Genomic DNA, 13,544 nt, shown 5'->3' on the forward strand with positions numbered 1-13,544 from the left:
CGACGTCGAAGGGTCCCCCGTGAGCGACACCCACTGCCCCTACTGCAGCCTGCAGTGCGCGATGCGCGTCACTGCGGCGCGCGGGCGCCTGAGCATCGAGGCCCGGCCCGAGCATCCCGTGAGCGAAGGCGGCCTGTGCCGCAAGGGGTGGACGGCGGGGGCGCTGCGCGGCCATCGCGAACGACTCACCAGCCCGCTGGTGCGCAGCCCGGTCACCGGCGAGCTGCGTACGGCGTCCTGGGACGAGGCCCTCGAGCTGGTCGCCATGCGTCTGGCCGCGTTGCAGGCGGAGTTCGGTGCCGACGCCGTCGCGGTCTTCGGGGGCGGTGGTCTCACCAACGAGAAGGCCTACCAGCTGGGTCGCTTCGCGCGCGTCGCACTGCGCACGAGCCAGATCGACTACAACGGCCGCTGGTGCATGAGCTCAGCGGCCAGCGCGAGCAACCAGGTGCTCGGCATCGACCGGGGCCTGCCCTTCCCGCTCGTCGACATCGAGCGCACCGACGTGCTCGTGCTCGTCGGCTCGAACCTCGTCGAGACCATGCCCCCGGCCGCGCGCCACCTCGATCGCCTCCGCGCCAACGGGGGGCGGGTCGTCGTCCTCGACCCGCGGCGCACGCCGACGGCCGAGCGTGCCGACCTCCTGCTGCAGCCGGTGCCGGGCACCGACCTCGCCGTGGCCCTCGGCGTCCTGCACCTGCTCGACGCCCGAGGGGCCGTCGACGAGGAGTACGTGGCGTCGCGCACGAGTGGCTGGGACGACGTGCGCCGCGCCGCAGCCGCCTGGTGGCCCGAACGGGTCGAGCGGGTGAGCGGCGTCGCCGTCAGTGAGCTGGAGGCGCTCGTCGACCTGCTCGCCTCGGCTCCGCGGGTCACCGTGCTCACCGCGCGTGGCGCCGAGCAGCACGCCCAGGGCACGGCCACCGTGATCGGCTGGATCGACGTGGCCCTCGCCCTCGGCATGCCCGGGCGCCCGCATGCGGGCTACGGCTGCCTCACGGGTCAGGGCAACGGCCAGGGCGGCCGCGAGCACGGGCAGAAGGCCGACCAGCTGCCCGGGTACCGGGCGATCGACGATCCCGCCGCACGCGCGCACGTGGCCGCGGTGTGGGGCGTGGATCCTGACGCGCTGCCCGGGCCGGGCCGCTCGGCCTACGAGCTGCTCGAGGCCCTCGGCACCGACGCCGGGCCGAAGGCGCTGCTCGTGCACGGCTCCAACATCGCCGTCTCCGCTCCCCGCGCCAGCCAGGTCGCCGAACGGCTCGCGGCCCTCGACCTGCTCGTGGTCTGCGATCTCGTGCTCAGCGAGACCGCGGCCATGGCGGACGTCGTCCTGCCGGTGACGCAGTGGGCGGAGGAGACCGGCACGGTCACGAACCTCGAGGGGCGGGTGCTCCTGAGGCGTCGCGCCGTCGCGCCCCCGGCGGGAGTGCGCTCCGACCTCGACGTGCTGGCCGCCCTGGCCGAGCGCCTCGGCTGCGCGGTGCCGTTCAGCACCGAGCCCGAGGAGGTCTTCGCCGAGCTCGGCCGCGCCTCCGCCGGCGGCCGGGCCGACTACTCCGGCATCACCTACGACCGCATCGAGGCCGAGGACGGCGTCTTCTGGCCCTGCCCCGCCACCAGCCCCGGCGATGCACCCCATCCCGGCTCCCCGCGCCTGTTCGGCACCACCTTCCCGACCGCCGACGGCCGGGCCCGCTTCCTCGTGCCGGAGTTCCGGGGCGCCGCCGAGCAGCCCGACGACGACTACCCGCTCCACCTCACCACCGGGAGGGTCCTCGCGCAGTACCAGTCGGGCGCCCAGACCCGCCGTATCGCCGAGCTCCCGGACGACGGGCCCTTCGTCGAGCTCCATCCCCTGCTCGCCGATCGGTGCGGGGTGCGCGACGGCGCTCCGGTCGTCGTCCGCACCCGGCGCGGTGAGCTCACCGCGCCTGCTCGGGTGGTGCCCTCGATCCGCCCCGACACCATCTTCGTGCCGTTCCACTGGGTGGGCGCCAACCGACTGACCAACGACGCCCTCGATCCCTCCAGCCGCATGCCGGAGTTCAAGGTCTGTGCGGCCGCGATCGGCCGAGGGCGTAGGGGCGCGTGAGGGCGTGAGGGAGAGTTGACACGCGCGTGTAACACGGACGCCGGCCACGAAATGTGGGTCGCGTTGCATAGGGGCATGCCCGCCACCGCCCGCCCCGAGGACGACGCCCGCCGGCGCCTCGTCGTGGTGGGCTCCGGGATGGCGGCCACGCGCCTAGTCGAGGAGCTCGTGGCCCGCGATGCGCAGCGGCACCTCGCCATCACCGTGCTCGGCGACGAACCGGTCGCCCCCTACAACCGGATCCTGCTGTCGGCGGTGCTGGCCGGCACCCACCGGCGCGAGGCGTTGGTGCTGCGCGACGCCGCCTGGTTCGCCCGCAACGACGTCGACCTCCGGGTCGGCGCGCGCGTGCTCGGTGTCGACCGCGGTCATCGCGACGTGATGCTCGTCGACGGCACGCTCGTCCCGTACGACCTGCTGGTGCTCGCCACCGGCAGCATCCCCACGCTACCGCCCATCCGCGGGCTGGTGCGCATGGACGGCTCGCTCCACGAGGCCGTGCACGCCTTCCGCTCGCTGGCCGACTGCGAGCGCCTCCTCGCCGCCGTGGACGACGCGGGCCGGGCGGTCGTGGTGGGTGGGGGGCTGCTGGGTCTGCAGGTGGCACGCGCCCTCGGCCTGAGGGGCATCACGACCGAGGTCGTCGAGGGCGCCGATCATCTGCTGCACCGTCAGCTCGACACCGCCGCGGGCCGCGTCCTGGCCCGCGACCTGGCGCGTCTCGGCGTCGCCGTCTACACCGGCGCCCGGGCGGTGCGTCTCAGCGACGCCGCACCCGCCTCGATCGGCGGCGCCCTGCGGGTCCCGGACCCGCTACCCGAACGGCCCGGCCGCGCGGCCTTGCGCCTCGACAACGGCCACGTGCTCGACACCGACCTCGTCGTCCTCACCGCCGGAGGCCGCCCGGCCACCGCGCTGGCTCGCGGTGCCGGTCTGCAGGTGCGCCGAGGCGTCGTGGTCGACGAGCGCCTGGCCAGCGTGAGCGATCCCGACATCCACGCCATCGGGGACTGCGCCCAGTACGGCGAGCGCATCCCGGGGCTCGTGCCGCCTGCCTGGGAGCAGGCGGGCGTGCTCGCCCGGGTGCTGTGCGGTGAGGCCGCCCGCTACGACGGCAGTCGCGTCGTCGCGCGCCTGCGGGCCACCGACCTCGACGTGGCGGTGCTCGGCGAGCCTGCGAGCGAGATCGAGCGCGGCGGCGAGGTGGTGGAGGTCAGCAACCCGATCGCCCGATCCCACCGGCGGCTCGTGGTCCGCGAGGGCCGCATCGTCGCCGCCACCCTCGTGGGTGATCTGTCCCGCGTCGGCCTCATCACCCAGGCCTTCGACCGGGGCACCGTGCTCGCACCCGATGAGCCCGGCCGGCTGCTGCTGCCGGAGCACGCCGTCGCCGACGCCGACCTCCGCGGCGGGGCAGTGGCCGCTCTGCCCGATGAGGCCGAGGTCTGCGCATGCGCCGGCGTGAGCGCCGGCCGGGTGCGGTCCTGCGCGAGCCTCGACGACGCCCGCGAGACCACCCGCGCCACCACCGGCTGCGGCGGCTGCACACCCACCGTCCGGGCGCTGCTCGCCAGCCGTCCGGCCCTCGCAACCTCCCCGAAGGGAGCCTGACATGGCATCGCACCTGCGCCGCACCCTGGTCGTCGTCGGCCACGGCATGGTCGCCCACCGCTTCGTGCAGGCGGCGATCGAGCGCGGTCTCACCGAGACCCACGACATCGTCGTCCTCGGTGCCGAGGACCGACCGGCTTACGACCGCGTCGCGCTCACCTCCTTCTTCGAGGTCGGCGCGGAGGCGCTCTCGCTGCTGCCGTCCGGCCGGTACGACGATCCGCGCGTCACGCTGCACACCGGTGTCGAGGTGGCCGCGATCGACGCCTCGGCCCGCACCGTCACCACCGTCGAGGGGATGACGACGCACTACGACGAGCTCGTCCTCGCCACCGGCGCCGCGCCGTTCGTGCCGCCCGTGCCCGGCCACGACCTGGGCAACGTGTTCGTCTACCGCACGATCGAGGACCTCGAGGCGATCCGCGCGGCTGCCGGCCGTCCCGAGGTGCGCGCCGGCGCGGTGATCGGGGGCGGCCTGCTCGGCCTCGAAGCGGCCAACGCCCTGCACCAGCTCGGTGTCGAGACCCACGTGGTCGAGATGGCCCCGCGCCTCATGGCCGTGCAGGTGGACGACGCCGGCGGCGCCACGCTGCGACGTCACGTGGAGGCCCTCGGCCTGCAGGTGCACACCGGCGTCGCCACCGAGCGGCTCGAGGCGGGAGGCTCCGGCGACGTCGCCGCCCTCGCTTTCGCCGGAGGTGAGGAATCGCTGCCGGTGGACCTGGTGGTCTTCTCCGCAGGTATCCGGCCGCGCGACGCGCTGGCGCGATCGGCGGGACTCGAGATCGCCGAGCGCGGCGGCGTGCTGGTCGACGAGCGGTGTCGCAGCAGCGACCCCCACGTGTGGGCGATCGGCGAGTGCGCGGCTCCCGCGGGCCGCATGTACGGCCTGGTCGCCCCGGGCTACACGATGGCCGAGGTCGTGGTCGACGCGCTGCTCGGAGGCACCGGCGCCTTCACGGGAGCCGACATGTCCACCAAGCTCAAGCTCCTCGGCGTCGACGTCGCCTCCTTCGGCGACGCCCACGGCGCGGCGCCCGACAGCCTCGACCTCGTGTTCGCCGATGCGGTCGCGGGGATCTACAAGAAGCTCGTCGTCCGCGAGACCGACAGCGGCTCCTACGAGCTGCTCGGCGGTGTGCTGGTGGGCGACGCATCGGCCTACGGGGTGCTGAGGCCCCTCGCGGGCAGCGGCATGGCTCTCCCCGACAATCCCGAGGAGCTGATCCTTCCCGCCGGTCGAGGAGGTCTGGAGCTGGGCCTGCCCGACGACGCGCAGGTGTGCTCGTGCAACGACGTCACGACGGCGCAGATCCGCGGCGCGGTCGAGGACGACGCCACGCTCAACGACGGTGGGCCGTGCACCGATGCCGCGTGCGTGACCCGCTGCACCCGTGCCGGCAGCACCTGCGGCTCCTGCAAGCCCACGGTGAAGAAGATCGTCGAGGACCACTTCGCCGCCACGGGTCGCACGGTCGACCGGTCCCTGTGCGAGCACTTCGCGATGACCCGCCAGGAGCTCTTCGAGGTCGTCGCCGTCCGGGGTCTGCAGCGCTTCGACGACGTCATCGCCGGCCACGGCCGAGGGCGCGGGTGCGACATCTGCAAACCTGCCGTGGCCTCGATCCTCGCCAGCCTGCTGAACCACCACGTGCTCGACCCCGACCACGTGACGCTGCAGGACACCAACGACGCCTACCTCGCCAACATCCAGAAGAACGGCAGCTACTCGGTGGTGCCGCGCATCCCCGGCGGCGAGATCACGCCCGAGAAGCTGATCGTCATCGGCGAGGTCGCGCGCGACTTCGGCCTCTACACCCAGATCACCGGCGGTCAGCGCATCGACCTCTTCGGAGCTCGGTTGGAGGATCTGCCGGTGATCTGGAAGCGCCTCGTCGATGCCGGGATGGAATCGGGTCACGCCTACGGCAAGTCGCTGCGCACGGTGAAGTCGTGCGTGGGTTCGACGTGGTGTCGCTACGGCGTCCAGGACTCCGTCGGTCTCGCGATCGAGCTCGAGCTGCGCTACCGCGGGCTGCGCTCGCCCCACAAGCTGAAGGGCGGCGTCTCCGGCTGTGCCCGCGAGTGCGCCGAGGCGCGGGGCAAGGACTTCGGCGTCATCGCCACCGAGAAGGGGTGGAACCTCTACGTCGGTGGCAACGGCGGCGCCGTCCCCGTGCATGCCCAACTGCTCGCCGGCGACCTCGACCGCGAGACGCTGCTGCGCTACCTCGATCGGTTCCTCATGTACTACGTGCGCACGGCCGACCGCCTGCAACGCACCGCGCCGTGGGTGGAGGCCATCGGCGGACTCGATCGGGTGCGCGAGGTCGTGGTGGACGACGTGCTCGGCCTGGCCGACGACCTCGAGGCGGCGATGGCCCGCCACGTCGACTCCTACGCCGACGAGTGGGCGGCGACCCTGGCCGACCCCGCCAAGCTCGCCCGGTTCGTGTCCTTCGTCAACGCTCCGGGCGTGCCCGACCCCCACGTGAGCTTCCGCGACGAGCGGGGCCAGATCGCTCCGGACCTCCCCGCTGCGGTCGATGGCGTGGTGCAGCTCGGCGCGACGATCCCGGTGGGTGGTGCGCGATGACCGCCCTCGAGGTCCCCGCCGGTACCGGCACCACGGTGTGCCGACTCGAGCAGATCCGCCGCGAGTCGGGCGTCGCCGCCCTCGTGGCGGGCGAGGCCGTCGCGGTCTTCCGCACCTACGACGACGAACTGTTCGCGCTCTCGAACCTCGACCCCTTCTCCGGTGCCTCGGTGCTCTCGCGCGGCATCGTCGGCACCCGCACGCTCACCACCGTGGACGACGCCGGGCTGACGCATGCCGAGGAGGTCCCGTTCGTGGCCAGCCCGCTGCTGAAGCAGCCGTTCGACCTGCGCACCGGTCGCTGCCTCGACGATCCCGCGGTGATGGTCGCGACCTACGAGGTGGCGTTGCGCGACGACGTCGTGATCGTCGGGGCCCGACGCGACCTCGACCTCGGTTCCCATGCGCGATGATGACAGCGTGAGCGAGCTGCCCTTGGCGGGCTTCCGGGTGGGCGTGACCGCCGCCCGTCGCGCCGAGGAGCAGATCGCGCTGCTCGAGCGGCGCGGCGCCGAGGTCGTCCACGCGCCTGCGCTGTCGGTCGACCCCAACCGCATCGACGAGGCCGCCCTGCTCGCGGCCACCCGCCAGGTGTTGGCCGCTCCGGTCGACATCTTCGTCGCCACCACCGGGATCGGGTTGAAGTCGTGGTTCACCGCGGCGGAGCGGTGGGGGCTGCAGGAACGGCTGCTCGCCCATCTCGGAGCCGCCGAGATCCTGGCGCGCGGGCCCAAGAGCGTCGGGGTCATCCGCCGCTTCGGCCTGCGTGAGCTGTGGGCGCCGGAGTCGGAGGAGTTCGAGGACGTCCTGGGGCACCTGCGTGGTCGCGACCTCGCCGGTCGACGCATCGTCGTCCAGGAGCACGGCCAGTCGCTCTCGATGGCCGCTCACGCCCTGCGCCGACTCGGTGCGAGCGTCGAGACCGTCGCCGTCTACCGCGTCGAGGGCGCGGAGGATCCCGAGCCGATGTTCGGACTCATCGAGCAGATCGCCGCTCGTCGCGTCCATGCCGTCACCTTCACCGCCGCGCCCGCCGTGGCCGCGATGATGGCCGCGGCCACCTCAACGGGCCAGCGCGACGACGTGGTGAGCGCCTTCCAGGCCGACGTCGTCGCCAGCTGCGTCGGGCCGGTCACCGCCGCCGCGTTCGAGATGTGGGGGGTGCCGTCGGTCTACCCCGACCGTTCGCGCCTGGCCGCGATGGTCAAGCAGCTCGAGGCGGAGCTGCCCTCGCGCGCCGAGGGCACCGCGCTGGAGGTGGCGGGCCACATCCTGCTGCTGCACGGCGATCAGGTGCTGCTCGACGGTGTCGAGGTGAAGCTCTCGCCCGCCCCCGCCGCGGTCCTCCAGGCGCTGCTGGTGAACCCCGGATCGGTGGTGTCGCGACGCGACCTGCTCGCCGCACTTCCGTCGGGCACCGCCGGGTCCGAACACGCCGTGGAGATGGCGGTGGCCCGCCTGCGCGCGGGTCTGGGCACCCGCTGCGTGCAGACGGTGGTCAAGCGCGGCTACCGGCTCGCGACGGCGCCGTGAGCGGCCGTCGTCCACATTTCGCGGTGCCCGCGATCATGGAGCCATGACCGCGCGCCTGATCACCGTCGCCCACGGCACCCGCACCGCAGCCGGCAACACGGTGGCCGTCGAGCTCACCCGTGCGGCGGGCGAGCGCCTGGGCGTCGAGGCGGTCGCCTCCTACGTCGAGCTGTGCGAGCCGTTGTTCGCCGACGTGGTGGCGGCCGAGGCGGTGCCGACGGTCGTGGTGCCGCTGCTGCTCTCCACCGGCATGCACGTGCGCGAGGACCTCCCCGAGGCCGTCGCCGGCGCCCCTGACCCCTCGCTCGTGCACCTCGGCGGCCCCCTCGGCCCCGACCCGCTGCTGGCCGCCGCGCAGGTGGAGCGGCTGCGCGAGGTCGGCGCGGTGGAGGGGCAGCGGGTGGTGCTGCTCGCCGCCGGCAGCAACGACCCCGCCGTGGACGACGACCTCGACGGCGCCGCGGCCGATCTCGCCGCCGCCTGGGGCGGGGAGGTCGTCTGGGCGAGCATGACCGGCCGCGGGCCGCGCCTGGCCGACGTCGCGCGCCCCGGCGACGCCGTGTCGCCCTACCTGCTGGCCGCCGGCTACTTCCGCACCCAGGCGCGCGAGCAGGCCTGTGACGCGCGGGCGTCGGTGGTGGCCGACGTCATCGGCCCGCACCCGCGGGTGGTCGAGCTCATCTGCGAGCGGGTGGCGGCCGCGGGCGTGCGGGCCTGACCTCCGAGGCCCCCAGCCTCATCGTCGTGTCACCGGCCTGAACCGACGATGTGGCTGGGGGCCCGGGCGGTCCCAGCCGACCGCTCAGCCGGCGTCAGCCGATCGCAGCGTCTCCGGCGTGTGCAGCCGCACGAGGAAGCGGCCGGCGTGCGCCGGTCGGCGCGAGGCGGTGAGGCGCGAGACGCCGATCATCACCACGAACGCCAGCGGCACGCTCCAGGCCGCGGGCTGCCCGAGCACCGCCCCGGGCCACCCTCCGGGTGAGTAGCCGGCGAGCGTCAGCAGCGCGGCGGTTCCCGAGCCCACGCCCCCGGCGGCGAGTCCCGCGAGCGCGCCGGGTGCGGTGAGCCCGCGCCACCAGATCCCGAGCACGAGGAGCGGGCAGAAGGTCGAGGCGGCCACGGCGAAGGCGAGGCCCACCGACTGCGCGACGCCGACGTTGCGCACGGCCAGCGCCCCCAGCAGGGGGACGACGACCGCCACCACCGCCGCCACACGGAACGCCGCGACCCCACCGCGGCGCTCGCCGAGCACGCGGCTCGTGACGTCCTGGGTGAGCACGCCCGCGATCGCCACCGCGAGCCCCGAGCAGGTAGAGAGGAACGCCGCGAACGCGCCCGCGGTGACGAGCCCGGTGAGCACGTCGCCGCCGACGCCCTCGACCATGCGCCGCGGCAGCTCGAGCACGATCACGTCGGAGCGGATGCCCTCGCCGTAGACCCGTCCGAGTCCGGCGTAGATCGGCGGGAGCAGGTAGAAGAAGCCGAGCAGGGCCAGCACCACCACGGTCGTGCGGCGCGCCTGGCGGCCGTCGGGGTTGGTGTAGAAGCGCACGACCACGTGCGGCAGGCCCATGGTGCCGAGGAAGAGCCCGATGATCAGCGAGTAGGTGGCGTAGAGCCCGGCACCCCCGCCGGGCGCCACGGGCACTGACCACGCGGCGTCCCCGCCGCCGGAGCCGGGGCGGCCGTCGCCCCACCACACGGCCACGAGGACGGCGGCGGGCACGAGCAGGGCGGTGAGCTTCAGCCAGTACTGGAAGGCCTGCACGAAGGTGATCGAGCGCATGCCGCCGGCGGTCACGTTGGCCAGCACGACCGCGCCGACGATCAGCGGACCGGCCCACTCGGGTGCGCCCACGGCGGTGCGCAGCGTCAGGCCCGCGCCCTCGAACTGGGGCACCAGGTAGAGCCAGCCGATGCCCACCACGAGCAGCGAGCACACCGACCGCACGGCGCGCGAGGCGAGTCGCGCCTCGGCGAAGTCGGGCAGGGTGTAGGCACCCGAGCGGCGCATCGGGGCCGCCACCAGCACGAGCAGCACGAGGTAGCCCGCCGTCCACCCGACGGGGTACCAGAGCATCGGCGCGCCGCCGACGAGCAGCAGCCCCGCGATGCCGAGGAAGGACGCCGCCGACAGGTACTCGCCGCCGATCGCCGAGGCGTTGAGGCGCGGGCCCACGGTGCGCGAGGCCACGAAGAAGTCGCTCGTGGTGCGCGAGAAGCGCAATCCGTAGGCGCCGATCGCGAGCGTCACCACGGTCACGAGGACGACGGCCACCAGCCCGGGTGCGTCCGCGGCGCTCACGGCGTCCCGCCGTCCACCGCGCCGTCGCCGACCGCGCCGTCGCCGGTGTCGCCCCGCACCAGCGCGGCGAACACCTGCTCGTTGCGCTCCGCGCGCCGCACGAACCGCCAGCCGAGCAGCAGCAGGAACGGGTGCACCAGGCCGCCCAGCAGCACCCACGCCACCGGCAGCCCGAGCACCTCGCGCTCGCCGAGCTCGGGGGCCAGGTGGAAGACGAGGGGCACGGAGCCGAGGGTCGCGGCGAGCAGCACGATCACCCGCGCGGCCAGCCCGAGCTGCTCGCGCAGCAGAGAGCGCAGGTAGAGCTGGCCCACCGCGCCCGTGCCGTCGGGCTGGTCGCGCAGCTCGCGCGTGCGGTCCACCGCCGGGCGACGCGCCGCGGGATGCCGCGGCGGGCCCGTGACCCTGACCCTCTCGACCATGGCGCTCGCCTCCGATCCGGGCGCCGCTCAGCGCCCGCCGGCGCGGCGCACCAGCACGTCGCGCAGGCCGCGGCTGTGCCGACGGCTCACGGGCAGCTCGGTGCCGGCGACGACCACGGTCGTGCGACCGGCGTCGCTGCGCAGCTCGGCCACGTGGCCGAGGGCCACGAGCAGCGAGCGGTGGATGCGGTGGAACCCGGCCTCGGCCCAGTCCTCCTCCAGCGTGGTCAGCGCGATGCGCACCAGGTAGGAGTCGCCGCCGGTGGTGTGCAGGCGCGCGTAGTCGCCCTGCGCCTCGACGTGGGTGATGTCGCTGCGATCGATGAAGCGGGTGACCCCGCCGCGTTCCACCGCCACCTGCGCCCCACCGCCGTCCGTGGACGACGCCTCGCCCGCCGCCGGTCGCGTGGTCGCCAGCACGCGGCGCACCGCCTCGGCGAGCCGCTCGGGGCGCACGGGCTTGAGCACGTAGTCGACCGCGCGCAGGTCGAAGGCCTCGACCGCGTGCTGCTCGTGCGCGGTGACGAACACGATGGGCGGCGGCTCCTTGAAGCGGCTGAGCACCTCGGCGAGCTCGAGCCCGGTGAGGCCGGGCATCTGCACGTCGAGGAAGACGCAGTCGACCTCGCGCTCGCGCAGCAGTCGCAGCACGTCGGTGGCCGAGCCGCAGGGCAGCACCTCGGCCACCCGGTCGTCGGCGCCGAGCAGGTAGGCGAGCTCGTCGAGGGCGGGGCGTTCGTCGTCCACGACGAGGACGCGCAGGCCTGCAGCCGCCCCGGTGCCGCTCACCTGCCCACCTCCGTGCTGACGCCGGGTGCGAACTTCGGCACCCGCACGATGACCTTCGTGCCCGCGCCGGGCGCGGTCTCGACGACGAGACCGTAGTCGTCGCCGAAGGTCGCGCGCAGCCGTGCGTCGACATTGCCGAGACCCACCGAGTCGAGGGCGGAGTCGCCGGCGAGCGCCCGGCGCACCCGTTCGGGGTCCTCGCCCACACCGTTGTCCTCGACCTCGAGCACGGCCTCGTGCCCGCGGTCGTGGGCGGCGATCGAGAGGTGGCCGACGTGGTCGGCGCTCTCCAGCCCGTGCCGCACGGCGTTCTCGACCAGCGGCTGCACGCACAGGAACGGCACCACCACGGGCAGCACCTCGGGCGCGACGTTGAGCCGCACCTGCAGGCGGTCGCCGAAGCGGGCCTGCTCGAGCACGAGGTAGCGCTCGATCGAGCGCAGCTCCTCGGCCAGGGTCGTGAACTCGCCGTGGCGGCGGAAGGAGTAGCGGGTGAAGTCGGCGAACTCCAGCAGCAGCTCGCGCGCACGGTCGGGGTCGGTGCGCACGAAGCTCGCGATGGCGTTGAGGGAGTTGTAGACGAAGTGCGGGCTGATCTGGGCCCGCAGCGCGCGCACCTCGGCTTCCATCAGCCGGTTGCGATGCCGGTCGAGCTCGGCGAGCTCGAGCTGGCCCGACGTCCAGGAAGCCACCTCCTCGGTGGCGCGCACCAGGCCCGCGGTGGCCTGGGGCGCGAACACCTGCACGGTGCCGACGAGGCGCCCCTCCACCACCAGCGGACTCACGATGCCCGTGCGCACCGGGCACCCACCCACCCGGCACGCGAGCTGCTCGCGGTCGAGCGTGTGGGTGCCGCCCTGCGCGATGGCCGGCTTCGCCGCGGACGCCGCGTGCTCGCGGTGGTGCGAGCCCAACCCGTCCCAGGCCAGCACCGCCTCGGTGTCGGTGATCGCCATCGCCGGCACGCCGAGCAGCGTGCGCAGGTGCTTGAGGGCGCGCTCGGCGCTCGCCGCCGTGAGTCCCTCCCGCAGGGCAGGTGCAGCCAGCGAGGCCTGGTGCAGGGCGCGGAAGGCGGCGCGGTCGGCGTCCGAGCCGAGGTGTCCGCCGCGGAGGCCCCGCACGCTCCACCTGGCTGCCATGGGGTCATGGTGCCCTACGACGCCTGCATCCCGTGGCTGGTCGGCGCTCGAGGACCGCCCCGTCTCAGCGGAAGTCGATGAGGAGCATGCCGGAGTCGTCGTCCGCGGGCGGCTCGACGGCGGGGGCGAGCTTCACGCGGCGGATCCCGTCGGCCTGGGTGTCGAGCTGGTCGAGGTGCTCGAGCCCCTCGGGCGCCTGCTCGTCGGGGTCGGGGGCGCCGTCGTCCGCCGAGGAGGTGGGCGGCGGGGTGGTGGGGCGGATGCCGACGACCGCGCGGAAGCAGCGGGCGAGGTAGGGCAGCTGCATCCCGTCCATGCCGCGGCCGAAGTCGTCGTAGAAGGCGATGACCTCGGCCAGCTTGGCCTCGCGCTGCTCGGGCGGCAGCGTGGCGATGTTGGAGCGGGAGTTCACCAGGTCGGTGATCGTGCCGCGGTGCAGCACCTGCCAGTGCTTGAACTCGGCCTCCTCGAGCGGGCCGAAGTGCGGCGAGGTCTCGAGCACTTCGCCGGGCTCGGCGTTGGTGACGTCCTGGCGACCGATCAGGTTGCCGAGGCGACGCACCCACGGGATGCGCTCGTCGCGGGCGTTCCAGACGAGTGCGAGCGAGCCGCCGCGCACGAGCACGCGCGCGATCTCGGGCAGCGCCTTGGCGTGGTCGAACCAGTGGAAGGCCTGGCCGGCGACCACCACGTCGTAGGACCCGTCGGCCGCCGGGATCTCCTCGGCGCCGGTCTGCGACAGCCGGGCCTGCGGCACCTGCGCAGCCAGCCGCTCCAGCATGCGCGGGTCGGGGTCGGTGGCGTGGACGTCGTGCCCCAGCTCGACCAGCGCCCGCGTCAGCTTGCCGGTGCCGGCACCCAGCTCCAGCACCCGGCACGGCTGCTCGCCCACCAGCCAGGCAGCGGCCTCAAGCGGGTAGTCAGGGCGGCCGCGGTCGTAGGCGTCGGCCACCTGCCCGAAGCTCAGGGCGGCACGGCTGGTGGCGGTCGGAGTCAGGTCGTCGGAGGCCACGGGGGCAGGCTACGACCTCGTCCTGCGTGGACGGCGGCACCG

Annotated in this window: 11 protein-coding genes; 6 read left to right on the forward strand and 5 right to left on the reverse strand. The window is 74.2% G+C overall.

From position 1 onward, the window contains the following. Window positions 1-19: 19 nt before the first annotated feature. The 6 genes from ACERUN_RS06475 to ACERUN_RS06500 all read left to right on the forward strand — a co-directional run bounded on the left by ACERUN_RS06475 (window position 20) and on the right by ACERUN_RS06500 (window position 8,553). The gene (locus ACERUN_RS06475) at window positions 20-2,095 is read left to right on the forward strand and encodes a molybdopterin oxidoreductase family protein (protein WP_370289015.1); all 2,076 of its coding nucleotides are present in this window, start codon (window positions 20-22) and stop codon (window positions 2,093-2,095) included. Between the two features lie 75 nt (window positions 2,096-2,170). Continuing rightward, window positions 2,171-3,706, forward strand: coding sequence for an FAD-dependent oxidoreductase (locus ACERUN_RS06480; protein WP_370289016.1), 1,536 nt, complete (start codon window positions 2,171-2,173; stop codon window positions 3,704-3,706). A gap of 1 nt (window position 3,707) precedes the next feature. Next, complete coding sequence (gene nirB, locus ACERUN_RS06485) at window positions 3,708-6,302, forward strand: nitrite reductase large subunit NirB (RefSeq protein WP_370289017.1); 2,595 nt, start codon at window positions 3,708-3,710, stop codon at window positions 6,300-6,302. Beyond that, the gene (gene nirD / locus ACERUN_RS06490; protein WP_370289018.1) at window positions 6,299-6,715 is read left to right on the forward strand and encodes a nitrite reductase small subunit NirD; all 417 of its coding nucleotides are present in this window, start codon (window positions 6,299-6,301) and stop codon (window positions 6,713-6,715) included. The genes nirB and nirD overlap by 4 nt, the downstream gene beginning before the upstream one ends. Before the next feature lie 7 nt (window positions 6,716-6,722). Beyond that, window positions 6,723-7,835, forward strand: coding sequence for a uroporphyrinogen-III synthase (locus tag ACERUN_RS06495; protein ID WP_370289019.1), 1,113 nt, complete (start codon window positions 6,723-6,725; stop codon window positions 7,833-7,835). 43 nt (window positions 7,836-7,878) lie between these two features. Then, window positions 7,879-8,553: a sirohydrochlorin chelatase gene (locus ACERUN_RS06500; protein ID WP_370289020.1), complete on the forward strand. Its 675-nt coding sequence runs from the start codon at window positions 7,879-7,881 to the stop codon at window positions 8,551-8,553. An 84-nt stretch (window positions 8,554-8,637) separates the two neighbouring features. Here ACERUN_RS06500 and ACERUN_RS06505 read toward each other — a convergent pair whose 3' ends face one another. From ACERUN_RS06505 to ACERUN_RS06525, 5 genes are all read right to left on the reverse strand, one after another. Then, window positions 8,638-10,140, reverse strand: coding sequence for a cation acetate symporter (locus ACERUN_RS06505; protein WP_370289021.1), 1,503 nt, complete (start codon window positions 10,138-10,140; stop codon window positions 8,638-8,640). Beyond that, window positions 10,137-10,562 (reverse strand): hypothetical protein, encoded by a 426-nt coding sequence (locus ACERUN_RS06510; protein ID WP_370289022.1) that lies wholly within the window; start codon window positions 10,560-10,562, stop codon window positions 10,137-10,139. Before ACERUN_RS06510 ends, ACERUN_RS06505 begins: the two co-directional genes overlap by 4 nt. A 27-nt stretch (window positions 10,563-10,589) precedes the next feature. Next, window positions 10,590-11,351, reverse strand: coding sequence for a LytR/AlgR family response regulator transcription factor (locus ACERUN_RS06515; RefSeq protein WP_370289023.1), 762 nt, complete (start codon window positions 11,349-11,351; stop codon window positions 10,590-10,592). Further along, window positions 11,348-12,490, reverse strand: coding sequence for a sensor histidine kinase (locus ACERUN_RS06520; RefSeq protein ID WP_370289024.1), 1,143 nt, complete (start codon window positions 12,488-12,490; stop codon window positions 11,348-11,350). Before ACERUN_RS06520 ends, ACERUN_RS06515 begins: the two co-directional genes overlap by 4 nt. A 64-nt stretch (window positions 12,491-12,554) precedes the next feature. Next, the gene (locus tag ACERUN_RS06525; protein WP_370289026.1) at window positions 12,555-13,502 is read right to left on the reverse strand and encodes a class I SAM-dependent methyltransferase; all 948 of its coding nucleotides are present in this window, start codon (window positions 13,500-13,502) and stop codon (window positions 12,555-12,557) included. Window positions 13,503-13,544: the final 42 nt, after the last annotated feature.

It is taken from the genome of Nocardioides sp. (assembly GCF_964229035.1).
Taxonomy (GTDB): domain Bacteria; phylum Actinomycetota; class Actinomycetes; order Propionibacteriales; family Nocardioidaceae; genus Nocardioides.